This is a genomic window from Aeromicrobium piscarium, from assembly GCF_007421815.1.
Taxonomy (GTDB): Bacteria; Actinomycetota; Actinomycetes; order Propionibacteriales; family Nocardioidaceae; genus Aeromicrobium; species Aeromicrobium piscarium.
Map to the genome: position 1 here is coordinate 300,210 of NZ_VLNT01000002.1, position 22,559 is coordinate 322,768.

Sequence of the window (22,559 nt, forward strand, 5' to 3'; positions counted from 1 at the left end):
CACAGAGAAAGGCCCATCATGCCCATCACCTCCGTCGAGAAGGATCCCGGCGCCCTCACCATCACCGTCACCGCCGAGTTCGAGGTGCCCCTCCGCCGACTCTGGGATGCCTACGCCGATCCGCGCCAGCTCGAGCGCTTCTGGGGACCTCCGACCTATCCGGCGACCTTCGTGCGCCACGACTTCGCCGAGGGAGGCCGCTCGGACTACTACATGACCGGCCCGGAGGGCGACAAGTCGGCGGGATTCTGGGAGTTCCTCAGCGTCGATGAGCTGACGTCCTTCGAAGTACGCGACGGCTTCTCAGCCGACGACGGCACTCCGGATCCGTCCATGCCCAGCATGCGCATGGTCTTCTCCTTCGATGAGACACCCACCGGTTCTCGCGTCACGACCACCACCCACTTCGGCTCCGCCGACGAGCTCGAGCAGCTCCTCGCGATGGGCATGGATGAGGGCATGCGCCTGGCCATGGGACAGATGGACGAGGTGCTCGCCGACCTCACCTCCTTCACCGCGGGCGACGGCACGCGAACCCAGATCATCAGCGATACCCTCGTGCGGGTGAGCCGGGTGATCCGCGGCTCGGTCGAGCAGGTGTGGCGAGCCCATCACGACCCCGAGCTGCTGCGGCGGTGGCTCCTCGGCCCCGACGGCTGGCGCATGGCCACCTGCGAGGTCGCCGCGAACGTGGGCGACACCTACGTGTACGAGTGGGAGACGCTCGAGGGTGAGCATCGGTTCGGCTTCACCGGTGAACTCCTCGCATCGGCCTCCCCCTACCGCGAGGTCACGACCGAGCAGATGATCGGCGTGGACGGACCGAGCACCACCAACGAGCTCACCCTCACGCCAGTCGAGGACGGCACCCTGCTGTCAATCCTCATCACCTACCCGAACGCGGAGCTCCGCGACCAGATCCTCGCCACCGGGATGACCGACGGCATGGAAGCCAGCTATGCACGACTCGAGGAACAGGTCCTGACAGCCGTCTGACGAGGCCGCGCATCGCGACCGACGGAGGCAAGCAGACGGGCGCTCGAGCGCGCTATGCTGCCCGGAAGAGGGCTCATCCGGGCAGCATCGGCAACGAGGAGATTCCAGTGACCAAGACGATCGTGGTGGGCGTCGACGACAGCGAGAGCGCATCCGCCGCCGCCCGAAAGGCAGCCGAACTCGCACTCGCCTTCGGCGGCGAGCTGCACGTCCTGTCCGCCTACGGCAAGTTCGAGGCCGAGACCTTCCGCAGCGGTAGCGAGGAGATCCACTTCACCACCGAGAAGGATGCCAGCGACGTCGCGTCCTCGGTCGTGGCAGAGCTCCGCCGCGACTTCCCTGGGCTGACCCTGTCCTACTCGCCCCTCGAAGGAAAGCCCGGTGAGGCACTCGTGCAGGCGGCCGAACGGCTCGATGCCGACGTGATCGTCGTGGGCAACAAGCGGGTCCAGGGCATCGCGCGCGTGCTGGGCAGCATCGCGCGCGACGTGGCCGCCCACGCCCCGTGCGATGTCTACATCGCGCACACGCACCAGCGACGCTGACGGTTCAGCCTCGCCGTACGCCCTCGGAGGATCGGGGCTCGGCCGAGGGCAGATGGGCCCGCCAGGCGAAGGCCACGATCAACAGGCAGCCGGTGGCCACGAGCGCACCCGCACCGAACATCTGGGGGTAGCTCCACTGCACGGCGAGCGCGGCGAGCACCACGGGGGCGAAGAAGCCGAGATAGGTCAACGAGTAGTACACGGCCGTTAGCCCGGCGAGGTCGTCGGGGCGCGCGATGCGCTGGACCTCGCTCAGGCTCGCGACGAGCGCGAGTCCGTAGCCCGCACCCAGTACGGCGGCCGCCGCGATCGTCGTCACCAGATCCAGCCGGGCCGCTGCCACCGCTCCGAGCGCCATGCCGACCGCGACGATGGTCATCGCGATCACCGAGGCCCGTGCGCTGTCGCTGGTGTCGATGAGCCGGCCGAGCACCTGGATCCCGACGCCGCAGCCGAGCCCGAGCACCGTCAGAGCCCCGGCGAAGGCGACGGCTCGCCCGGTGACCTGATCCATCATGAGCGCCGGCAGCACCGCGTAGGCCGAGGCCGCGCATCCGAAGACCCAGGGGGCGACGGGGACGACGACCCGCCAGAAGCGCCGGTGCGCCGCGGCAGGGACCTTCAGATCATCGATCAGGCGACTGGGTGACACCGTCTCCCGCGGCCGGGTCTCCGGAACGACCAAGAGCCAGAGTCCGCCGCCGAGAGCGAGCAGGGCGTGCAGGACATAGGCCAGATGGGTCGGCCACGGCGCCCACTGCGCCAGGCCGGCGGCGACCCCCGCGCCCAGCAGGAACCCGAGGGTCAGGGAGAGGCCCGCACGGCGCGCACCGGCGGAGGAATCGATGTTCGCGCCCTGTCGTGCGGCGCTATCGGTCAGCTCCTTGACCCAGGTCGTCCCGATCGCCATCACCAGGCCGAGCGCCACGCCGCACAGCACGCGTCCCAGCGCGAGCACGACTGCCGATGTCTCTCCGAGTGCGAGCACGAGGGAACCCGCGACCGCGATCGGGGCCGCCGGCAGGAGCATCGGGCGGCGACCGTAGCGATCCGACAGCGGGCCACCGAGCAGCAGCGCCGGGACGATGCCGAGCACATAGGCGGCCAGGAGGGCGTCGACCGTCACGGTCGAGAAATCGCTGACCTCGCGATACATGACGAGCAGCGGGGTGAACTCGTTGCCGCCCCAGGCGACCACGAGCATGACCGCCGCTACCGGCCACCACGAGCGGGACCCGACGGTCGACGCCGGCTGCTGGACGGTCACCTCGGCCGTCCTGCTCACAGGCCCGCCCTCGCGTCGTCGAGATGCTCGCCGATGAGCCGCTCGAAGGCGGCGGGGTCGCGCTGCTCTATCGCATCGAGCAGTGCCCGATGCCCTTGCACGAAGACGGTGACACGGCTGGCATCCCAGCGAACGCTGTGGGCGATCATGCGCTGCTGCCGCTCGCGCAGACCGACTGAGAATCGCCGCAGCACCTCGTTGCCGCCCGCCTCCACGATCTCCTGGTGGAAGCGTGCGTCGAGGGCCGCGTAGCCGGCCAGGTCGCCGTCCAGCACTGCCCCTTCCTGGGCGGCGAGCAGCTCGCTCAACAGCTCCACGAGACGCCGGTGGGCGGCGGGAGGCAGCTCTGTGGCCGTCCGACCCGCGTGGGTCTCGACGAGCAGTCGCGCCTCGAGCACGTCATCGGCCTCCACCGCGCTGACCGGCACCACGAGCGCGCCACGTTTCGGGAAGAGGCGCAACAGTCCCTCGGCCTCCAATCTCAAGAAGGCCTCGCGCACCGGGGTCCGGCTGATGCCCAGCTGCGCCGAGATCTCGCCCTCGCTGGTCATGCTGCCGCCCACGAGCTCTCCGCTCAGCAGCCTCTCCTTCACGACCCGATAGGCACGCTCGGTCACCGGCACTGTCTCAACCTGCATAGATACATCTTGCATCTATCACGTCGTGGCATCATCAGCGGGGCATGGGAGACTGCGGGTGATGGAGTACCAACGCTTTCGCATGGATCCCCGCCTGGCGGGAGCTATAGGACCGATCGCCTCCGAACCGGCCGGGCAAGACCTTATGGAGCGGCTGAGATCACTGGTCGAGACCGCTTCCCCCTCTCCCGCTGGTAAGCATCTGACCGTGGCTGTCAGCGCCTACCAGCACCTCCTCGAGCACGTCGGCGACGGCGGACTCACCCTGACCGGCGCGAACTACCTCAAGCCCTCAGATGTTCGGGTGATCGCGGACGGACTGCCCTCGATGGCCGAGTGGATCTTTCCCATCACCCGAGAAGTGAACGTGCTCCCGGTCCACGGATTCCGGGTCTCCGCCGAAAGGCTGGGACTGGTCCGTCGTCGGCAGGGATCGCTGTCGCTCACCCGAGCCGGGCGGGATGCCCGCAACGACCCGCGTCTCCTTTGGGACCGCCTGCGGCAACGACTCCTCCCCACCGCCCCGGCTTTCGACGTGGCCGCCGGGGCCATCGTGGCTCTCCACCTGGCCACCACACCCCGCTTCGCCATCGACTCCCAGGACATCTCCCACATACTCACGGCCCTGGGGTGGGCGCATGCGGGTGGCCGTCCCGTCCTCGCGAGCGACGTGATCGCCGTTCGCAACACCCTCTGGGACTGCGTCGGGAATGTCGGTCCGTGGGCGGGAACGCGGTGGGAGCGGCGCCTCAGCCAGGACGCGGTGTCGTTGATCCGTGACGCACTCGTCACGCAGGTGCCCCTCGAGGGCTGAACCGATGATCACCAACCTCTAGGCTCGCCGCATGGCCATCGTTCTGCTCGTCCGGCACGGCCGGACCACCGCCAACTCCGCGGGCATCCTGGCGGGCCGCTCCCCCGGCGTCCTCCTCGACGAGACCGGGCACGATCAGGCGACCCGGATGGGGCAGCGGCTCGCCGACGCCCCGCTCGTCCGCGTGGTGACGAGCCCCTTGGAACGGTGCCGTGAGACATCGCAGGCGATCCTCGATCACCAGGAGATCGCCGTGGACCTGATCGCGGACGAGGCGATCACCGAATGCGACTACGGACGATGGCAGGGACGGGCGCTGAAGGAGCTGGCCGGCGAACCGCTGTGGTCGACCGTGCAGGCACAGCCCTCGGCGGCGGTATTCCCCGAGGGAGAGTCGCTGGCCGCGATGCAGGCACGCGCGGTCGCGGCAGTGCGCCGCATCGACGCCGCCGTGGAGGCCGAGCACGGCCCCGGCGCGGTCTGGGCGGCCGTCTCGCACGGCGACATCATCAAGTCGGTCCTCGCCGACGCCCTCGGCATGCACCTGGACCTGTTCCAGCGACTGCATGTCGATCCGGCCTCCGTCTCGATCGTCCGGTACGGCCGACAACGTCCCGATGTCGTCTGCAGCAACTCCTCGGCGGGCGACCTGGGATGGCTGCGAGGTGCCGGTGAGGCGGGGGACGCACCGGTCGGCGGCGGTGCGGGCCGCTAGCGGCCCTCGGCCCCGACTCGGACCTCGCGAGTTTCCCCGGCCACGCTCTAGGCTGGAGACATGGCGACGGTGGTGCACGACTTCGATTGGCCGGACCGGCTCGTGGTGGGAACAGTCGGGCCTCCCGGGCATCGCACGTTCTACCTGCAGGCTCGCGACGGTGAACGACTGATGAGCGTCGGCCTGGAGAAGGAGCAGTCGGCCGTACTCGCCGATCGTCTCGACGAACTGCTCGACGAGCTCATGTCGATGGACGGCAATCCCGCCAGCATCCCGGCCACCGCTCCGGACGGCCTCGACGATCACGCTCCCCTCGAGGAGCCGGTCGAGGAGCAGTTCCGCGTGGGTCTGATGACGCTGGGATGGGACCCGAGCACGGCCCAGGTGGTGATCGAGGCCCATCCTCTCGTCGAGATCGAGGGGGATCCCGCGGCCATGCCCGCCCCCGATCCCGAGGACTCCCCCGAGGTGCTCCAGGTGCGCATCCCCGTGGGAGCAGCCCGATCCTTCAGCAAGCGCACGCGCGAGATCGTGCTCGCCGGACGGCCGTTCTGCCCGCTGTGCCTCGGCCCCATCGACCCGGAGGGCCACGAATGCCCCCAGGTCGGGGAGTTCGAGTAAGAGGCACGGCCGCCTTCCGCCCGAATGGGCGGTGATTTACGCACCTCTCGCCGCCCGTGAGAGGTGCGCAGGTCACCGCCCCGGGACGTGAGGGGTGCGTAAATCACCGCCCACGGGGAAAGGTGAGACGTTGTTCAGGGCCCCGCCCGACTGAGCCTTTCGGACTAGTAAGTCCGCTCCGAAAGCGCCATTGTCACTGCGAGTTACACCGCGAGACCATCGTCCGGGATCGATCGAGGAGATGACGTGAAGCAGTGGTTCTTGTCCCATACCGTCGGTCAGCGGATGGGATTGAGCGCGGGTGCCGCGCTCATCGCTCTGGTGACCCTGGCCGCCGGCGCGGGAGCGATCGCGCCCCAGGAGACCGAACCATCACCCACCAGGGCGACCGCATCGGCCAGCCCGTCGCCCACCGCGCCGAAACCGGTAGTCCTCCACCGCACCGAGACGATCACCGAGGAGATCTCCTTCGACAGCAGCACCGTCGAGGACAGTGATCTCGAGGTCGGACAGACCCGCGTTCAGACCGCAGGCGTGCCGGGACAGCTCGAACGTACCTTCCGCGTCACGCACACCGATGGCGAAGAGACGGCCCGCGAGCAGGTATCCGAACGGGTCGTCACCGAGCCGGTGCACGAGGTTATCGCACACGGCACTCGCCAACCGGCCCCGCCTCCGCCGCCGGAGCCCGCGGCACCGGCGCCGGCCACCTGCCCGAATGGGACCTACGTCAACTCTGCGGGCAATTCGGTCTGCCGCCCCCACGAGAGCGACCAGGCGCCGGCGGGTGCCACCGCCCGCTGCCAGGACGGGACCTACAGCCATAGCCAGAGCCGCCGCGGGACCTGTTCGGGCCACGGAGGCGTCGCCGCCTGGCTCTGACCCATTCATCGCTGGGCGGTGACCTGCGCACCTTTCGCCAGCCGTGAGAGGTGCGCGGGTCACCGTGCCGCGGCCGGGGAGTCCTACCATGGGCGCCATGGTCGAGTCGTCCGATGTCGCTCCTGAGCTGGTCCTCGAAGGGCGCATCCTGCCCGCCTCGAATGCCACCTTCTACGGGCATCTCGGCGACACCCCCGTCGTCTACAAGCCGGTGGCGGGCGAGCGGCCGTTGTGGGATTTCCCCGGCGCCGTGCTGGCACATCGGGAGATCGCCGCGCGACTCGTGTCCGAGACCCTCGGATGGGACATCGTGCCGCCGACCTGGCTCGGTGACGGTCCGCACGGCGAAGGGATGATCCAGATCTGGCAGGAGACGGATCCGGCACAGGAACCGGTCACCATCGTGCCGGCCGGCGAGGTTCCCGAGTCCGGGTGGAAGCACGTGCTCGACGGGGTGGACGCCGACGAGCAGCCGGTCTCCGTCATCCACGAGGACTCCGCGGCGCTACGGCGCATGGCGGTCTTCGATGTGCTCGTCAACAATGCCGACCGCAAGGGGGGCCACGTCCTCGCGATGCCCGGCGGGCACCGTCACGGCGTCGACCACGGACTCACCTTCCACACGGAACCGAAGCTGCGCACGGTGTTGTGGGGGTGGATCGGCGAACCGCTGACCGATGACGAGCGAGCCGGTGCCGCCCGGGTGCTCGCCGCCCTCGACGGCGAACTCGGAGCCCGCATCCGCGAGCTGCTCGCTGAGCCGGAGATCGACGCCTTGCGGCACCGTGTCGACAGCCTGTGCCAAGCCGGCCGGTTCCCGTCCCCCGTGGGAGAGATGCCGCCGGTCCCCTGGCCGCCGTTCTGAGCACGGCGGGCGAGACGCGCGGTACCGTAAACCTGTGAGCAGGATCTTCACCATGAGCTTCGCCTCCGTCTATCCGCTCTACCTCGCCAAGGTCGAGCGGAAGGGCCGCACGAAGGCCGAGCTCGACGCGGTGATCGAGTGGCTGACGGGATTCGACGAGGGCGAGCTGCAGCATCATCTCGACGCCGAGACGACCTTCGAGGAGTTCTTCGCCGACGCGCGGCTGAACTCTGCTGTCTCGCTCATCACGGGCGTGGTGTGCGGCGTGCGCGTCGAGGAGATCGAGGATCCCCTGATGCAGAAGATCCGCTACCTCGACAAGCTGGTCGACGAGCTGGCCAAGGGCAAAGCCCTCGAGAAGGTCCTTCGGGCCTGAGGCGTTGAGTCAGCGTCCATCCCCAGATTAAAGAGGCGGGCCACCATCCATCCTCCTCGCGAAACGACGCCGTCTCACCGCTCTCTGCGCGCTCATCAGGCTCGTGGATCCGGCTCGGCGTGCACCTGCCGGCCCCGCGCCAGGACCAGGCTCGGCGAACGCAGGTGACGCAGGTCGTCCCGGGGATCGCCAGTGGCCAAGAGCAGATCCGCGGAGGCGCCGGGGTGCAGCACACCGACCGTTCCGCCTAGGCCCAGCAGATCGGCATTGGCCACTGTCGCGGCACGGAGAGCCGCGGTGTTGTCCAGGCCGGCCTCGGTCAACGCCAGCAGCTCGGGCAGGATCTGACCGTGGGGAAAGTGGCGCCCTGAGTCACTGCCGACGCCGATCCGCACGCCGGCCCGCAACGCGCGGGCGAGGGAGTCGATCTTGGACTGGTAGAGCCGCGTCGCATTCTCGGCGATGCGGGCATCCCAGCCGTCGACATTGTCGGCAATCCGCCGGTACACCGCTTGAGTGGGCACCAGGACCGTGTCGCTGTTCCGCAGCGCCTCGATGCCGTCGTCGTCCAGAAGGGCGGCGTGCTCCACCGAAGTCACTCCCAGCCCGACCGCCAGCACGACAGCCGCGGACGAATGGGCGTGGACGGCCACGGGGACGTCGACGGCCTGCGCCTCGGTGACGAGGGCCTCGATCTCATCCGGCCGTAGCTGCATCGCGTCGGGACGCTCGTCGACATTGGCCGATCCTCCCGTCAACATGATCTTGATGAGGTCGGCACCAGCGCCGATCTGCTCGCGCACCGCCTTACGCGCCTCATAGGGGCCGTCGACCGGGCGGCCGAAGTAGTGGATGTGACCGCCGGTGGCGACGATGGGCTTGCCCGCGGCGAGGATCCGCGGGCCGGGCACGTCGCCGCGTTCGATCGCGTCGCGCAGTTCGAGGTCGACATGCTGGTGTCCGCCGAGGTCACGACACGTGGTGACACCACCTGCGAGGGTCTGCTGAGCGGCGCGCGCCGACAGGAACGGGCTCGGCGGGTAGAACGCGTCGACCTCGGGAGCCTCCACGTGCAGCGTCAGATGACTGTGGGCGTCGATCAGTCCGGGGACCACCCACCCACCGTCGACGCTCACCCGCCGCTCGTTCTCGCGAGGACTCGCCGTCGCGGTCGGCTCCACCGCGACCACCGTCCCGTCCTCGATGAGGAGGTCGTGGCCGGTCACCGCCTCCGTGGTGTCCAGCAGCAGGGCGTCGGCTCCGGTCAGTCGGGTCAGCAAGTGGTCTCCTCGATATCGGTGATGGTCCGCTCCCAGTCGGGAACGGGGTGACCTGGGTGGGTTCTCAAGGCAGGATCCGTGTCGCGGCCGTCGGCCAGGAGACGGCACGGACACTGCCGCGTGGATGATCGGTCGCGAGGGAGCGCGGGCCGCGGACCGACAGAGCGGTGCCGTCGTCGGTGCGCAGCCGCAGTTCCGAGGCCGAGCCGAGGAACGAGACCGTCTCCACCGTGGCGTCGAGGATCCCGGTACCCGGCTCGGACATGGTGGTGTCCTCGGGACGGACGATGACCACGGCCTCCGCGCCGAGCGCGAGGACCGCTCCCGGGCCCGCGGTCCCCGATACGGCGATGCCCGAGCTCAGGGTCACGATGACGGCGTCGCGCCTCGTCTCCGCGACCGTGCCCTCCAAGAGATTCGCCGCGCCGATGAAGCCGGCGACGAACCTGGTCGCGGGATTCTCATAGATTTCCTGGGGTGTGCCAACCTGCTCCAGGCGGCCGTCGTTCATGACCGCGACCTGGTCGGCGATTGCCATCGCCTCCTCCTGATCGTGGGTGACGAAGACGGCCGTGATCGCGAGCTCCTGTTGGAGCCGTCGCAGCTCGGTGCGGGTGGAGGTGCGCAGTTGCGCGTCGAGGGCCGAGAACGGCTCGTCGAGCAGCAGCACCGAGGGATTGAGGATGAGGGCACGACCGACGGCCACGCGCTGCGCCTGTCCTCCGGACAGCGCGGCCGGACGCCGATCGGCCAGATGGCTCAACCCGAGCAGTTCGAGCATCTCCCCTACCCGGTCGGCCCGGTCGCGTTTGCCGATCTTGCGTCTGCGCAGCCCGTAGGCGAGGTTGCCGGCCACCGTCATGTGCGGGAACAGGGCGTAGTGCTGGAACACCATGGCGGTGTCGCGCCGGTGCGGCGGCACCCCGGCGATGTCGTGCCCGCGCAGGTGGATCTGCCCCTCGGTGCTGTCGACGAATCCGCCGAGCATCCGCAAGGTCGTGGTCTTGCCACAGCCCGACGGGCCCAGCAGCGCCGTGAGGCTGCCGCGCGGTATGTCGAGGGTGAGGTCGTCGACGGCCTTCACCTGTCCATAGCGCTTCGTGACGCCCCGGATCGACAGCTCGGTCTCGGGGGACTCGCCCTGCGCTGCGGCAGGGGCGGCCGGGTCGATGGCAGACACTCAGTCCTCCTGGGGTGTGGTGCTGGGAACGGTCGGGGTGAAGCGGGCCGTGATCAGCTGTCCCACGACCATGAAGGCGGCGGTGAGGACCAGCAGCATGGTGGACACCGCTCCGACGGTGGGGTCCAGGCCGAACTGGACATTGCTGTAGATCTGCATCGGCAGGGTCGGCGCCGACGGCGGTGCCAGGAACAGCGCGAGGACGAGCTCGTCGAAGGAGATGAGGAACGCGAGGCCGAAGCTGACCAGGACCGTCGGTGCCAGGATCGGCACGGTGATGGTCCGGGCCGTCGTCAGGGCGGACGCTCCGAGGTCCGCGGCGGCCTCGTTCAGCGACGCGTCGAGCTGTTCGATCACCGGCAGAGCGGTGCGGATGACATAGGGGATGGTGATCACCAGATGCCCGGCGACCAGTCGCCAGATGCCCGGCGGGCCCCAAACGGTGGCGAAGAAGATGAGCAGGGCCACGGCGAAGACGAGGGTCGGCATGATGAGCGGGGACAGGAAGAAGGCGCCGATGAGACCCGATCCACGCAGTCGGTAGCGCCCCAGGGCATAGGCCGCGAGGAGTCCGATGACGGTCGCCGCCAGCGCCGACACCACGCCGACCCACAGGCTGGTGTAGAAGGTCGACCAGTACACGCCATCGGACAGCGCCCGGCCGAACCATTCGAAGGTGAAGCCCTGGGGCGGGAACCGCAGGTAGCTGGTGGCGCCGAAGCTCGCGATGGCGACGATGACCAGCGGGGCGAGCAGGAAGACGTAGATGGCGGTGTTGGTGACCCGCAGGGTGGTGCGGACGGAACGGTTCATCGTTCGCTCCCTCGTGCCGCCGCCGACTCCCCGGACAACAGCCGGGTCTGGACGAGCACGACGATCCCGGTGATGACCAGCAGCACGACCGCGAACGCGGCAGCGCGCGGGTAGTTCACCAGGGAGATCGCTTGCTGGTAGATGGTGGTGGCGACCACCTGGACACGTGCCCCGCCGATCAGCGCGGGCGTCACGTAGGTGGAGATGGCCAGCGAGAACACCAGCAGCGAGCCGCCCAGCAGGCCTCCCTTGGACAGGGGCAGCAGGACCCGGGTGAAAACCGCGATGGGTCCGTCGCCAAGATCCTGTGCCGCCTCCTCCAATGCCACCGGGATGTTGCGGATCACGCCTTGCAGGGTCAGCACCATGAACGGGAGCAGCACCTGGGTGAGGGCGATGATGACACCGGCCTGACTCCCGATCAGGGTGACATCGGCCCCGAACCAGGAGAAGAAGGTCGATATCGGCCCGGTCTCGTAGAAAATGACCTGCCATCCGAAGGTCCGGATGACCGCGCTGGTCAGCAACGGGAAGAGGGTCAGCGCGACGAGCAGCCCCTTGAACCGCGAGGTCGACCGGCTCAGCTGGTAGGCCAGCGGGAAGCCCAGGACGGCGCAGGCGGCGGCGACGAGCGCGGCGATCCAGATCGAGCGCCAAATGATGCCGAGCGCGAACCGGTCCCCCAGGACGGCCTCATAGTGCTCGGTGGTCACCGCCACGCCGTCGGGCGAGATGGACTGCGCGAGGAGCCCGGCCTGCGGGACGACGAAGACGAGCAGGTACAGCACCGCGCCGGGGATCAACAGCAGCCACGGGGTCGGTGAGATCCGGCGTCGCTTGGTCGAGGTCACCGGTCCGCCGCGCGCGGACTCGGGTGGGCTCGTGGAGGTCGGGGTGCTCACGGGCGCCTCAGAGGGTGGCGATCTCGCGATTGAAGCGTTCGGTCCACTCGGGACGCTGTTCGGCGATCGCCTCACGATCGAGCATGTTCAGCCCGTCGAGCGCCTCCTGTCCCACCGGCACCTCGTCGGCCACCTCGCCGGACAGCTCGGTATCCGGGTTGACCGGGATCCAGCGCAGCTGCTCGGCGAGCTGCGCCTGGGCGTCCGGCTGCAGCGCGGCCTGGACGACCGCCTGGGCCGTCGAGACATTGGGTGAGCCGTCGGCGATCACATGGGTGATGAGGTTGGCGGGGCTGCCCTCCTCCGGCGTGGCGAACGCCACCGGCAGCCCGGCCTCGGCGGTGCGGAAGGCATTGGACGAGTCGTAGGGCATGAGCCACACCCCGCCCTGGGAGAACAGGGTCTGCATCTCGGCGGCGGACTGGAAGATCTGGGCGTGGGCGGCGATCTCGGCGAGCGCCTCGAAGCCGGGATCGATGTCGGTCTCGGAGCCACCGTACGCGTAGGCCAGCATCACGAGGAAGTCGACGCCGTAGCCGCTGGTGATATTGGGGAAGGCGATGTGTCCGCGGTACTCGGGCCGCAGGAAGTCCCGGTAGCTGGTGGGCGCCTCGGAGATCTGCTCGGTGTCGTAGACGATCCCCTCGGGGATCACGGCGACCGCGGCCCACTGGCCGTCGGGGTCGACGAACTGGCTGTCGACGTCCACGCCGAGGTCGCCGATATCGGTGCTCAGCCCCTGTGCCTTCGCGCTGCTCTCCTGACCGCCGGAGAACTGGAACATGTCGATCTCGGGACTGCCCTTCTGCGCGAGCATCCGGGCCAGGGCATCGTCAGACTGGAGCGTCACCTCGGTGACGCGCGTGCCGTGCTCCTGGCCGAACGGTCCGTAGACGATCTTGTTGTAGATCTCCTGGGTCGTGCCGCCGAAGGCGGTCACCGCGAGGGCTCCGGCCATTCCCTCGGAGCCACCGGAACCGCTGCCGCTCGAAGAGTCCCGGCTACCGGGCACCGAGCATGCGGCGAGCGCGAGACTGCCGAGGACACCGCCGAGGAAGAGGCGGCGCGAGGGCATGGCTTCGTGGGGAGGGCGAGTGGTCATTGCCGTGCTCCTTTAAGGGTCAGCTGCCAGGACCGCTTGAGGACCTGGATCTCGGGGGTGATGCTGGCGTCGGTGATGTCCTCGATGCCGGCGATGTCCTCGGTCAAGAACGGGTAGATCGACTCGTAGTCGCGCAGGGCCGCTCGTCCGATGAGCTGGTGCTCACCGGACGCGGCGACGAGGTACTTGACGGCCGGGTGCTCGGCGAGGCGCGTCGCGGCCGCGGTCAGCCCGGCCGGGGACACCTTGCACCACAGCATGATCTCCTCGGGCAGGCCGAGGGCCGAGGGCTGGACGAGGGTGCGGAACCGTATCCGGCCCGTGCTCAAGAGGGCATCCATCCGACGCGAGACGGTGGCTTGACTGGTGTCGAGGGCGGAGGCAACCTCGCCGTAATTGCGTCGGCCGTCCTGTGACAGCTGGCCCATGATCGCGTGGTCGAGGTCGTCCAGTCCGCCCTGATCGGCGGTCGAGGCCGTCGCCTCGAAGGTCGGCACCTTCCGAGGGCGCAGCACCGCGCTCGCCTCCGCGGGCAACGCGCCCGGGTCCCAGTCGTGGATGCCGCGGAACGTGCGCAGCACCGGATAGTGATCGACGCGGTCGACGAGGGTCGGATCGGCCAGCACCGGGCCTCCGATGTCGAGCAGCCCGGCACGGCCGTCGACGACGAACTCCGCGACGACATCGGTGCCACCACTGACGGTGGTGACGAACCGGACATCGTCGCGGGCGGCCATCGCCGCACCGACCTCGGCCGTCCTGCCGGGGCGGCAGCGGATGCCCACGAGGGCCGGCGTTCCCAGGCCGCACAGGAGGACGTCGACGACGCCGACCACCCGCACGATGCCGGAGTCCAGCAGACGCTGAGCGCGCCGCGCCACCGTCGTCTCGGTGGAGTCCACGGCGACCGCCACGGCCTTCCAGGTGGCGCGGCCGTTGAGCTGCAGGGCCGCGACGATGGCGCGATCCAGGCTGGAGAGCTCCCCGCTGTTGTGCATAGCACTCAGTTCTACTGCATGAAATCACCATTGACAAGATCGTGAACGAAAGAAATCTGCAACTATATGCAAGTGACGTATGGAAACATCATCGCAAGGTTGGCCTCTAGGACCACGAGCAGGCAGACGTAAGGCCGGCTGTCCCCTACGGACACCCCTTCTGGGACCGGAGCGATGAGGACGCTGAGTGACCCTGGTCCCGCTCGACGGGATCCCTAGGGAAGCCCGTGTCCGTCGAGTGGTGCATATTCACCCTCATCCGGGCCGATCGAGGGCGAATCCGCACCACTCGCGGTGGTTCGCAGCTCATCGGACCGCGGGAGCGGGGGAAGGTGTTACGGTCCGGTATGCCGAGATCGCCGTGCCCGCTCCTGTGGGCGCCACCTACGGGTGACGACTCCCTCTCCTCATGTTGGAGCGGACAGCTCGAGGATGCGGTCGGATCGGGTGTAGACGTTCATCGAGTCCCCGCGCAGGAAGCCGACCAGCGTCAACCCCGCGTCCTCGGCCAGTTCGACCGCGAGCGACGAGGGTGCCGAGACGGCGGCGAGGATGGGCACGCCCGCCATGACGCACTTCTGCACGAGCTCGAAGCTCGCCCGTCCCGAGACCTGCAGCACCGCCCCTCGCAACGGAACCCGGTCGTTCAGCAGTGCCCACCCGATGACCTTGTCGACGGCATTGTGACGGCCGACGTCCTCGCGCACCACCAACAGCTCGCCGGTCCCCGCCTCGAACAGCGCGGCCGCGTGCAGACCCCCGGTCTTGTCGAACACCGCCTGTCGCGCCCTGAGCTCGTCGGGGAATCGCACGAGTCGATGCACGTCCAACGGGGCAGGGTCGTCGGCGATCTCGAAGTCCGATTCCGTCGCGACCGCGTCGATGCTCGCCTTGCCGCACACGCCGCACGAACTCGTGGTGTAGAAGGCCCGTGCGATGTCGGGATCCGGTGGCTCGACCCCCGGCGCGAGAGCGATGTCGAGCACGTTGTACGTGTTCTCGACGCCGCCGCTTCCCGGCCCACCGCAGTGGATGGCCGAGCGGAACTGCTCGCCGGCGGAAACCACTCCCTCGGAGACGAGGAACCCGGCGGCGAGCTCGACATCGTGGCCGGGCGTGCGCATCGTCACCGCCAGCGGTGTCCCGCCCACCCGGATTTCCAGCGGCTCCTCCACCGCCAGCGAGTCCGGACGGACCCGAGGCTCACCACCGACGGTCAGCTTCGTCGTCCGCCACCGCCTCGTGATCGAGCCCACGACGATCAGCCGCGACCGGCGGCGGTCGGCGCGCCGACCGGCTCCAGCCGCACCACGACGCTCTTGGACGCTGGTTGGTTGCTGACGTCGGCGACGCTGTCGAGGGGAACCAGGACATTGGTCTCCGGATAGTACGCGGCGGCACAGCCCCTCGGGGTCGGATAGGCGACGACCTCGAAGCCGGGTGCACGTCGCTCGACATCATCGGACCACACGCTGACCAGGTCGACACGGTCGCGCTCGGCCAGCCCCAGCTCGTCCATATCGGCGGCATTCACCAGCACTACGCGGCGACTGCCGTGGATGCCCCGGTAGCGGTCGTTATTCGTGTACGGGATGGTGTTCCACTGGTCGTGCGAGCGCAGCGTCTGCAGCAGCAGATGGCGGGGCGGGGCGGTCGGCGCCGAGGCATCGTTGCTGGTGAAGATCGCCGTACCGGTCCGCGTGGGAAACATCCCCTCGTTGACCGGATTGGGCAGCTTCAGACCACCGGGACGCGCTACCCGCGCATTGAAGTCGTGGAAGCCCGGGACGACGCGCGAGATCCGGTCGCGGATCGTCCCGTAGTCGTCCTCGAACTCCTGCCACGGGATATCGACCTTGTCGTGCACGGTCTTGTTCGCCAGCCGCGCGAGGATCGCGACCTCGCTCAGCAACACTCGCGACGCGGGCTCCAACCGCCCATGCGACGCGTGCACCTCGCTCATCGAGTCCTCGACGGTGACGAACTGCTCGCCGCCAGCCTGGACGTCGATCTCCGTGCGGCCGAGGGTGGGGAGGATGAGGGCGGTCTCACCGCAGACCGTGTGGGACCGGTTGAGCTTGGTCGACACATGCGCGGTGAGGCGGCACCGTCGCATCGCTTCCTCGGTGACCGCGCTGTCCGGGGTCGCCCGGACGAAGTTGCCTGCCATGCCCAGGAAGACCTTGATCCGGCCCTCGTGCATGGCGCGGATGGTGTTGACCGCGTCGAGGCCGTGCACGCGCGGAGGGTCGAATCCGAACTCCTGCTGCAGAGCGTCGAGGAAGTGATCGGGCATCTGCTCCCAGATGCCCATCGTGCGATCACCCTGGACATTGCTGTGGCCGCGCACCGGGCAGGCTCCCGAGCCGGCACGCCCCACATTCCCGCGCAACAGCAGGAAGTTCACCATCTCGCGGATGGTGGGCACGGCGTGACGGTGCTGGGTGATCCCCATCGCCCAGCACACGACGATGCGATCGGCCCGCATCACCTCATCGCGGGCCACCTCGATCTCCGCACGGCTCAGCCCTGTCTCAGCGAGCACCGTGTCCCAGTCCGTCGACCGGGCGTGCTCCGCGAACTCCTCGAAACCGCTGGTGCTGGCGTCGATGAAGTCGCGATCGAGCACCTCACCGGGACGGGCGTCCTCGGCCTCGAGGAGCAGCCGGTTGAGGGCACGGAAGAAGGAGAGGTCTCCCCCGAGCCGGATCGGGAGGTACTGGTCGGCGATCGGCACGCCCGAGCCGATGACACCACGGGGTTTCTGAGGGTTCTTGAAGCGGAACAGGCCGGCCTCGGGCAGCGGATTGATCGCGATGATGCGCGCGCCGTTGCGCTTCGCCTCCTCGAGAGCCGACAGCTGGCGAGGATGGTTCGTTCCCGGGTTCTGGCCGACGACGAAGATCAGGTCGGCGTGGTGCAGGTCCAGCAGGCTCACCGTGCCCTTGCCCGTGCCGAGGGTCTCGCTCAGCGCGGTGCCACTGGACTCATGGCACAGGTTGCTGCAATCGGGCAGGTTATTGGTGCCGAAGGCCCGAGCGAACAGCTGCAGCACGAAGGCAGCCTCGTTGCTGACGCGTCCGGAGGTGTAGAAGGCCGCCTCGTCGGGCGAGTCCAGGGCGCGCAGCTCCGTGGCCACCAGGTCCAGTGCATCGTGCCAGCTGATCGGCTCGTAGTGATCCGAGCCGGGACGCTTGACCATGGGCTCGGTGAGCCGGCCCTGCCGGTTCAGCCACTCATCGGACTGCTGCGCCAGCTCCGAGACCGGATGCTGCGCGAAGAACTCGGCGGTGACACGGCTCGACGTGGCCTCGTCGTTGATGTGCTTCGCGCCGTTCTCGCAGTACTCGTTCTTGTGCCGGTGCCCCGGAGCCGGGTCGGGCCAGGCGCAGCCGGGGCAGTCGATCCCGTCGACCTGGTTCATGTTCAGGAGTGTCAGCGCAGTGCGTCGCGGGGACGTCTGCTCCAGCGAGTACTGCAGCGCGTGGGCGACGGCGGGAACGCCGGCGGCCCAGGTCTTGGGCTCGCTGACCTTCAGCTGCTCGTCGGAGTCGCCGTTCGGGGTCGTGCTCATCACCATCGCCTCTCGTACGTCGTCTGATACCCGGACGGGCCGCTCACCCGTGCGGCCATGTGGGCGCACGCGGCGCAGTCGCCTCGGGCTGCTGCACACGGCCCTCGTGGATCGTGCCGCGCCAGGCCCCACCGGCCTCGCCGATGCCTTCGATGAAGTCCTTGAAGGCCCCGAGCTCCTGTCGCAGAGCGCGCTCGACGATGCCCCGGAACGGTCCGCTCCTCCCCGAGATGAGACGGATCCGCACCGAGACCCGCGTGCGGCCCTCCGTGACCTCGGAGAAGACCACCTCGCCCTCGTGGGTCGGGTACGCGTCGAGACTCCGCCAGCGCAGGCTCTCGTCGGGATGCTGTTCGAGGATCTCAGCGTGGAAGTCCCGGTGCAGCGGGCCGACGCCGATGCGCCAGCGGGTGACCGTGGGGCTCACATGGTCGACCGCCCGCACCGCGGACATGAACCGGGGAAAGCTCTCGAACTGCGTCCACTGGTCATAGGCGGTGCGCCGGGGAACCTCGATGTCGGTGTGCGCCTCGATCATGACCATCCTGCGCCTCCGATCCTGTGCCGTCGGCGGCCGACGGGCCACATCGTTACGGACGCCTTCATCGTAACCGAAACGACGACCTCCGCTCGGGCGACGCCGGGGACGTCCTCACTGTCCGACCCGGCCGTCGATGCACTCGCGGAGCAGGTCCGCGTGGCCGCAGTGCCGGGCGTATTCCTCGACCCGGTGGACCCACAGCTCACGCACCGAGGTCCCATCGTCGCCGAACCGCTCGCCGAGGTCCGTGAGTGCCAGCAGCGCCGCATCCGTCGCCTCCTGCTCGCGGGCGAGATCGACATAGGCCGCCTCGACCACCGCCGGGTCGGCGACGGCCCCGTCGAAGTCCCCGTCCTTGGGCCCGTAGAGCCGCTCCTGCGGGGTGGTGAACCAGCCGAGCCAGTCGCGCTCCACCTCGGCGAGGTGGCGCAGCAGGCCGAGCAACGACATCGTCGACGGAGGCACCGAGCGACGCGCGAGCTGCTCGGCATCGAGTCCGTCGCACTTCATCACGAGTGTCAGCCGGTAGCCGTCGAGGAAGTCGCGCAGGGTGGCCAGCTCGCCGTCGGGGCTCGCCCCGTCCTTGTCGCGGGGATCATCGTCCGGGTCGACCCACATGTCCTCATAGGTGGTGGCGCGGCTCCAGCGGCCGGGGACTTCTGTCATCGTGCCATCGTCCTCGTCCCGGCCGTCCAGCACAATCCCTCGCGCCGAGCGATGACGTCGGAGGGATGCGGCAGGCTGAGCCCATGACCAGCTACGTCTCCCACACGTCGGTCGACTGTGCCGACGCCTATACCCTCGCCATCTTCTGGCAACGCGTGCTCGGCTACACCGAACTGCCCGACGAGCCACTGCGGCCCGATGACGACGAATGCCTGATCGTCGATCCCGAGACGGGACATCAGATCCTCTTCATCGAGGTCCCGGAGCCGAAGTCCGTCAAGAACCGCATCCACTTCGACCTGCGCCCGCGCGAGGGGACTCGCGATGCCGAGCTCGAACGGCTCCTCGAGATCGGCGCCACGCAGGTCGCCGATCATCGAGGCCAGTACGGCCCGGGTACCGGGTGGGTCATCCTGGCCGATCCGGAGGGCAACGAGTTCTGCATCCTGCGGTCCGAGGCCGAGATCGACATCTGAGGGGCCCCCGCGGAGATCTTCAGCGGTGGATGACGGTGTGCGTCTCTGTCTCGGCGATGATCCGTCCGTCGCGCACCACCCAGCGCGGTGCCGCGTGGTCGCGCAGCAGATCCACCACCCGTTCGGCGGTGTGCACGCAGAGATCCGCCGGGGCACCGGTCTCGATGCGGTGCTGCTCGATGCCGAGCACGGTGGCCGCGCGGTCGGTGATCAGCTCGATCAGGCGGATCTGGTCGGGACCGGAAAGGAACCGCAGCAGGTGCGCGGCGAGGAAGGCCACCTCGAGCATGTTGTTGCGGCCGAAGGGGTAGTACGCGTCCTCGATGTCGTCCTGTCCGAGCGCCACCGCGAGGCTGTCGTCGAGGAACTCCCGTACCGGCAGGTGCAGCGGCCCGGTGTGCGGGTCGGAGACGAAACCGAGGCCTGCACGCCTCGCCAGCTCCGTGAGGCGCTGCACCGACGGCGTCGGGTACACCCCGAGCGCTCGGGCATGACAGGCCACGCCGCGGCCTTGCAGCCCGTGATCGATCATCGCCTCGGCGAGCATCTCGGTCGTGCGGAGCGCGGGGTCGCCGGCATCGTCGACCAGCATCGCCACCCGATGGCCGCCGCTGGCGGCGAGACGGCACGCCCACTCGACGTGGGCTCGCGCATCTCGGTCGGTGCTCTCGATCCAGGGGATGCCGCCGACGACATCGGCGCCGAGCCGCATGGCCTCCTCACAGAGCTCGGCCGCTCCGGGGTCCCGGAGGAGCCCGTCCTGCGGGAAGGCCACGACCTGAAGATCCAGGAGATCGCGATACTCCTCGCGCACCGCGAGCACGGACTCGATGCCCTCCAGGCCGGCGGCGGTGTCGACGTCCACGAAGGCCTGCAGGTGCAACGTGCCGTGGCGGACCGCCTCATCGAGGGCGCGGCGCACGTTCGGCATGATCCACGACCTGTCGTAGTGCCGCTTGACGGCCGAGGCGTCCCCCACGATCGAGCTGAGCGCCTGATCCATGGCCCCCGAGGTATAGGCCGACAACGCACCGTCGCCGGCCAGCGGCAGCGTGTAGACCTTCTCCAGGTGCAGGTGACCGTTGACGAAGGAGGGCGTGACGAGGGCTCCGCCGGCATCGATGGTGCGTGCGGCGTCACCGGAGAACGGCTCTTCCGCCTCCTGGATGAAGCGGTAGCGGCCGCCGCCGATGCCGATGGTGACGACGCGGCCGTCGAGCAGGCGGGCGTTCTGGATCAGCAGGTCGATCTCGGTCATGATGTCTCCGTTCATCGGGCGAACTCGACGGTCTCGGTGAGCCTGAGGCCGCGGCGCAGGGTGTTGCCGACCGGGCAGGTCTCCACGCCGTGGGTCAGGAGGGTGCGCTGTTCCTCGGTGAGATCGCCGTGGATGGTGATCGCGGCGATGATCCGGGAGATCCGCAGCTCCCGCTCCCCCGGGTCGAGCGGACCGGAGGTGGGACGGTTGACGCGCAGCGAGAGACGGATCGCGGCACGGTCGTAGTCGAAGCCGTGCTGACGGGCCACGCCGCGCAGCGTCCCGGCGATGCAGCCGCCGAGGGCGGAGAGGATCAGCCCGAAGGGATTGGGACCGATGCCCTCACCCTCGAACTCCCGGGGCTCGTCGATCACCACGGAATGCTCGCCCCCGATCACGGCCATCGAGGCGAAGCCGTCGAGGCTCTGGACGACGACATCGCGGTTGGCCGAGGCGGCGTTCTGGTCGGTATCGGTCATGATCCCTCCTCGCTGACGACAACCTGTCTGACAGGTAACGTACTACCTATCTGACAGGTTGGCCAGAGCGATAAGGTGACCGAGTGACCAGTGAGACCGCGCGGGATCGACAGCCTCCACTCGACGAGCGGCTGGAGGAGTTGTGGGCGGAGGCCGCCCGAGACGGACGTCGTCTTCCCGGCGAGCCCGCGCTCGCCGCCGCGCTGTCCAGCAGCCGACCGGCCGTGCGCGAGGCGCTGATCCGCCTCGAGGAACGCGGGTACATCCATCGCCGCAAGGGAGCCGACACCACGGTCAACGCCTCACTCCTGGACATTCCCGCCCGATTCGATCGACGGGTGGAGGAGTCCGCGTTGATCCGTGCCATGGGTCAGACCCCACAGCTGGATGTGCTGGACGTGCAGCGGACGCGGATCACCCTCGACGAGGCCGAGGCCTACGACCTGAGGCCCGGCACCGAGGTGCTGCGGGTGCACAAGCGCTGGACCGCCGATGGCGTCCCCGCACTGCTCGCCCACGACTCGGTCCCGATCACCGGGGCCGTCGACCCCGAGACGATCGACCCGGAGCAGCCGATGGTCGACATCGCCGTGACCCTCGCGGGAGCCCGGGCCGAGTGGGAGGTGGTCTGGCCCACCGCCACGGCACTCGACGAGGCCGACGCGGCCCACGCCTCGCGCCCCGCCGGCGAACCGGTGCTGACCTTGGAAGTCAGCGGCATGTCACCGACCCGCGGGGTCTGCTACTGGACCACCGAGCATCATCTGAGCGGTGCCTTCCGCTATGCGATGGTCCGCCGCGCCGACTGGCGCTGATCGGTCACCTGCCCCTCGGACCCGAGTCCCCGACGCATCGACGACGGCGACCCTCGTCAGCGCCCGATGATGACCACCGCGGGCCGGTGCCCCAGATCGGCCTGCAAGTACTTGAGCCGGACGGCATCGCCCGTCTTCAGGTTCCCCGAGACGGTCTGGCTGGTCCAGCGGGTCTGCCCCGCTGAGTCCGTGAAACGGATCGTCACGCGCGTCACGTCCTGATAATTCAGCGAATAGCGGTGCGTACGTGTCACGCGGCCCTCGGCGAGCACGCCGCTGCGCTGGACTCGCGCACGTAGGCGAGCCCCGTCGCGCACCTTCCGGGCGATGACCTCGGTCGACAGCAACGCGACGACACCGGCGATGACGAAGACCAATCCGAGAACCGAGAGATCGCCGGCGCGCTGCCACTGCCCGCCGGTCATCCCCGCCCCCAAGGCGATGAAGTATCCCGCGAGCGGCATGAACAGGGATCGACCCTCGAACTCCTCGGAGTCGACACCGAACTGGTACAGGAATACACCGAGGATCAGGAGCGGGATCGACACGGTGCTGGCGACGAGCGAGAGCGCGGCCGGCGTCGAGCCGACGGCCCCACCCAGATCCCAGGCACCGAAGCCGGCGGAAAGGACTGCGACGGTCCAACAGAGATACGCGGCACCGCGGCGCGTCGAACCGCGGTTCCACCAGCGGCTGGAGGGATCGATCAGGCTCATCGAGGAGGAACTCTATCGCTTG

General features: G+C 68.9%; 25 protein-coding genes. 10 read left to right on the plus strand and 15 right to left on the minus strand.

Annotated features, from left to right (window positions below):
- The first annotated feature begins 18 nt into the window (after positions 1-18).
- Together FNM00_RS04280 and FNM00_RS04285 are read left to right on the plus strand one after the other, a co-directional pair.
- Positions 19-996, plus strand: coding sequence for an SRPBCC family protein (locus tag FNM00_RS04280; protein ID WP_143911787.1), 978 nt, complete (start codon positions 19-21; stop codon positions 994-996).
- A gap of 107 nt (positions 997-1,103) precedes the next feature.
- On the plus strand, positions 1,104-1,541 hold the full coding sequence (locus tag FNM00_RS04285) for a universal stress protein (RefSeq protein WP_143911789.1): 438 nt from the start codon (positions 1,104-1,106) through the stop codon (positions 1,539-1,541).
- A 4-nt stretch (positions 1,542-1,545) separates the two neighbouring features.
- Here the strand turns inward: FNM00_RS04285 and FNM00_RS04290 are convergent, their stop codons facing one another.
- Complete coding sequence (locus FNM00_RS04290; RefSeq protein ID WP_221933576.1) at positions 1,546-2,826, minus strand: MFS transporter; 1,281 nt, start codon at positions 2,824-2,826, stop codon at positions 1,546-1,548.
- Positions 2,823-3,464: a GntR family transcriptional regulator gene (locus FNM00_RS04295; RefSeq protein WP_185972965.1), complete on the minus strand. Its 642-nt coding sequence runs from the start codon at positions 3,462-3,464 to the stop codon at positions 2,823-2,825. Before FNM00_RS04295 ends, FNM00_RS04290 begins: the two co-directional genes overlap by 4 nt.
- Before the next feature lie 208 nt (positions 3,465-3,672).
- Here FNM00_RS04295 and FNM00_RS04300 point away from each other — a divergent pair, with 208 nt between their 5' ends.
- The 6 genes from FNM00_RS04300 (at position 3,673) to FNM00_RS04325 (ending at position 7,737) form a co-directional block, all read left to right on the plus strand.
- Positions 3,673-4,278 carry a hypothetical protein gene (locus tag FNM00_RS04300; RefSeq protein ID WP_143911793.1) on the plus strand — a complete coding sequence of 202 codons (606 nt, stop codon included), beginning with the start codon at positions 3,673-3,675 and terminating at the stop codon, positions 4,276-4,278.
- A gap of 31 nt (positions 4,279-4,309) precedes the next feature.
- Positions 4,310-4,993 (plus strand): MSMEG_4193 family putative phosphomutase, encoded by a 684-nt coding sequence (locus tag FNM00_RS04305; RefSeq protein WP_143911795.1) that lies wholly within the window; start codon positions 4,310-4,312, stop codon positions 4,991-4,993.
- 60 nt (positions 4,994-5,053) lie between these two features.
- Positions 5,054-5,614, plus strand: coding sequence for a DUF3090 domain-containing protein (locus FNM00_RS04310; RefSeq protein WP_143911797.1), 561 nt, complete (start codon positions 5,054-5,056; stop codon positions 5,612-5,614).
- Positions 5,615-5,860: 246 nt separating this feature from the next.
- Positions 5,861-6,496, plus strand: a complete 636-nt coding sequence (locus FNM00_RS04315; RefSeq protein ID WP_143911799.1) for a G5 domain-containing protein — start codon at positions 5,861-5,863, stop codon at positions 6,494-6,496.
- A gap of 97 nt (positions 6,497-6,593) precedes the next feature.
- The gene (locus FNM00_RS04320; protein ID WP_143911801.1) at positions 6,594-7,361 is read left to right on the plus strand and encodes an SCO1664 family protein; all 768 of its coding nucleotides are present in this window, start codon (positions 6,594-6,596) and stop codon (positions 7,359-7,361) included.
- Between the two features lie 34 nt (positions 7,362-7,395).
- The gene (locus tag FNM00_RS04325) at positions 7,396-7,737 is read left to right on the plus strand and encodes a DUF2200 domain-containing protein (protein WP_143911803.1); all 342 of its coding nucleotides are present in this window, start codon (positions 7,396-7,398) and stop codon (positions 7,735-7,737) included.
- A 95-nt stretch (positions 7,738-7,832) separates the two neighbouring features.
- Here the strand turns inward: FNM00_RS04325 and FNM00_RS04330 are convergent, their stop codons facing one another.
- From FNM00_RS04330 to FNM00_RS04375, 10 genes are all read right to left on the minus strand, one after another.
- Positions 7,833-9,017 carry a metal-dependent hydrolase family protein gene (locus FNM00_RS04330; protein ID WP_185972966.1) on the minus strand — a complete coding sequence of 395 codons (1,185 nt, stop codon included), beginning with the start codon at positions 9,015-9,017 and terminating at the stop codon, positions 7,833-7,835.
- A 64-nt stretch (positions 9,018-9,081) separates the two neighbouring features.
- Positions 9,082-10,197 carry an ABC transporter ATP-binding protein gene (locus tag FNM00_RS04335; protein WP_143911806.1) on the minus strand — a complete coding sequence of 372 codons (1,116 nt, stop codon included), beginning with the start codon at positions 10,195-10,197 and terminating at the stop codon, positions 9,082-9,084.
- Complete coding sequence (locus FNM00_RS04340) at positions 10,198-11,010, minus strand: ABC transporter permease (RefSeq protein ID WP_143911808.1); 813 nt, start codon at positions 11,008-11,010, stop codon at positions 10,198-10,200.
- Positions 11,007-11,912: an ABC transporter permease gene (locus FNM00_RS04345; protein WP_185972967.1), complete on the minus strand. Its 906-nt coding sequence runs from the start codon at positions 11,910-11,912 to the stop codon at positions 11,007-11,009. The genes FNM00_RS04340 and FNM00_RS04345 overlap by 4 nt, the downstream gene beginning before the upstream one ends.
- Before the next feature lie 7 nt (positions 11,913-11,919).
- On the minus strand, positions 11,920-13,014 hold the full coding sequence (locus FNM00_RS04350) for an extracellular solute-binding protein (RefSeq protein WP_143911812.1): 1,095 nt from the start codon (positions 13,012-13,014) through the stop codon (positions 11,920-11,922).
- Positions 13,011-14,012, minus strand: coding sequence for an Lrp/AsnC family transcriptional regulator (locus FNM00_RS04355; protein WP_143911814.1), 1,002 nt, complete (start codon positions 14,010-14,012; stop codon positions 13,011-13,013). Before FNM00_RS04355 ends, FNM00_RS04350 begins: the two co-directional genes overlap by 4 nt.
- A 407-nt stretch (positions 14,013-14,419) precedes the next feature.
- Complete coding sequence (fdhD, locus tag FNM00_RS04360; protein WP_143911816.1) at positions 14,420-15,268, minus strand: formate dehydrogenase accessory sulfurtransferase FdhD; 849 nt, start codon at positions 15,266-15,268, stop codon at positions 14,420-14,422.
- A gap of 5 nt (positions 15,269-15,273) precedes the next feature.
- Positions 15,274-17,586, minus strand: a complete 2,313-nt coding sequence (locus tag FNM00_RS04365; RefSeq protein ID WP_143911818.1) for an FdhF/YdeP family oxidoreductase — start codon at positions 17,584-17,586, stop codon at positions 15,274-15,276.
- A gap of 43 nt (positions 17,587-17,629) precedes the next feature.
- The gene (locus FNM00_RS04370; protein ID WP_221933577.1) at positions 17,630-18,124 is read right to left on the minus strand and encodes an SRPBCC family protein; all 495 of its coding nucleotides are present in this window, start codon (positions 18,122-18,124) and stop codon (positions 17,630-17,632) included.
- A 114-nt stretch (positions 18,125-18,238) separates the two neighbouring features.
- Complete coding sequence (locus tag FNM00_RS04375) at positions 18,239-18,793, minus strand: DinB family protein (RefSeq protein ID WP_143911822.1); 555 nt, start codon at positions 18,791-18,793, stop codon at positions 18,239-18,241.
- Between the two features lie 83 nt (positions 18,794-18,876).
- On the opposite strand from FNM00_RS04375, the gene FNM00_RS04380 reads away from it, so the two are divergent.
- Entirely contained in the window at positions 18,877-19,269 is a 393-nt protein-coding gene (locus FNM00_RS04380; protein ID WP_143911824.1) for a VOC family protein, read from the plus strand.
- 19 nt (positions 19,270-19,288) lie between these two features.
- On the opposite strand, the gene FNM00_RS04385 is transcribed toward FNM00_RS04380, so the two are convergent.
- Together FNM00_RS04385 and FNM00_RS04390 are read right to left on the minus strand one after the other, a co-directional pair.
- Positions 19,289-20,542 (minus strand): amidohydrolase family protein, encoded by a 1,254-nt coding sequence (locus tag FNM00_RS04385; RefSeq protein ID WP_246065053.1) that lies wholly within the window; start codon positions 20,540-20,542, stop codon positions 19,289-19,291.
- Entirely contained in the window at positions 20,539-21,006 is a 468-nt protein-coding gene (locus tag FNM00_RS04390; protein WP_143911828.1) for an OsmC family protein, read from the minus strand. Before FNM00_RS04390 ends, FNM00_RS04385 begins: the two co-directional genes overlap by 4 nt.
- Positions 21,007-21,089: 83 nt before the next feature.
- On the opposite strand from FNM00_RS04390, the gene FNM00_RS04395 reads away from it, so the two are divergent.
- A complete protein-coding gene (locus FNM00_RS04395; RefSeq protein ID WP_143911830.1) occupies positions 21,090-21,821 on the plus strand; it encodes a GntR family transcriptional regulator in 732 nt (243 codons plus the stop codon).
- A gap of 56 nt (positions 21,822-21,877) precedes the next feature.
- On the opposite strand, the gene FNM00_RS04400 is transcribed toward FNM00_RS04395, so the two are convergent.
- Positions 21,878-22,537 (minus strand): hypothetical protein, encoded by a 660-nt coding sequence (locus tag FNM00_RS04400; protein ID WP_143911832.1) that lies wholly within the window; start codon positions 22,535-22,537, stop codon positions 21,878-21,880.
- Positions 22,538-22,559 lie beyond the last annotated feature (22 nt).

Excerpts from the sequence above, each read along its gene's own strand:
- FNM00_RS04320 (WP_143911801.1), top strand. The coding sequence starts at position 6,594 with ATGGTCGAGTCGTCCGATGTCGCTCCTGAGCTGGTCCTCGAAGGGCGC.
- FNM00_RS04370 (WP_221933577.1), bottom strand. The coding sequence starts at position 18,124 with ATGATCGAGGCGCACACCGACATCGAGGTTCCCCGGCGCACCGCCTAT.
- FNM00_RS04350 (WP_143911812.1), bottom strand. The coding sequence starts at position 13,014 with ATGACCACTCGCCCTCCCCACGAAGCCATGCCCTCGCGCCGCCTCTTC.
- FNM00_RS04355 (WP_143911814.1), bottom strand. The coding sequence starts at position 14,012 with ATGCACAACAGCGGGGAGCTCTCCAGCCTGGATCGCGCCATCGTCGCG.
- FNM00_RS04400 (WP_143911832.1), bottom strand. The coding sequence starts at position 22,537 with ATGAGCCTGATCGATCCCTCCAGCCGCTGGTGGAACCGCGGTTCGACG.
- FNM00_RS04340 (WP_143911808.1), bottom strand. The coding sequence starts at position 11,010 with ATGAACCGTTCCGTCCGCACCACCCTGCGGGTCACCAACACCGCCATC.
- FNM00_RS04385 (WP_246065053.1), bottom strand. The coding sequence starts at position 20,542 with ATGAACGGAGACATCATGACCGAGATCGACCTGCTGATCCAGAACGCC.
- FNM00_RS04390 (WP_143911828.1), bottom strand. The coding sequence starts at position 21,006 with ATGACCGATACCGACCAGAACGCCGCCTCGGCCAACCGCGATGTCGTC.
- FNM00_RS04280 (WP_143911787.1), top strand. The coding sequence starts at position 19 with ATGCCCATCACCTCCGTCGAGAAGGATCCCGGCGCCCTCACCATCACC.
- FNM00_RS04310 (WP_143911797.1), top strand. The coding sequence starts at position 5,054 with ATGGCGACGGTGGTGCACGACTTCGATTGGCCGGACCGGCTCGTGGTG.
- FNM00_RS04295 (WP_185972965.1), bottom strand. The coding sequence starts at position 3,464 with ATGCAGGTTGAGACAGTGCCGGTGACCGAGCGTGCCTATCGGGTCGTG.
- FNM00_RS04365 (WP_143911818.1), bottom strand. The coding sequence starts at position 17,586 with ATGAGCACGACCCCGAACGGCGACTCCGACGAGCAGCTGAAGGTCAGC.
- FNM00_RS04375 (WP_143911822.1), bottom strand. The coding sequence starts at position 18,793 with ATGACAGAAGTCCCCGGCCGCTGGAGCCGCGCCACCACCTATGAGGAC.
- FNM00_RS04305 (WP_143911795.1), top strand. The coding sequence starts at position 4,310 with ATGGCCATCGTTCTGCTCGTCCGGCACGGCCGGACCACCGCCAACTCC.
- FNM00_RS04380 (WP_143911824.1), top strand. The coding sequence starts at position 18,877 with ATGACCAGCTACGTCTCCCACACGTCGGTCGACTGTGCCGACGCCTAT.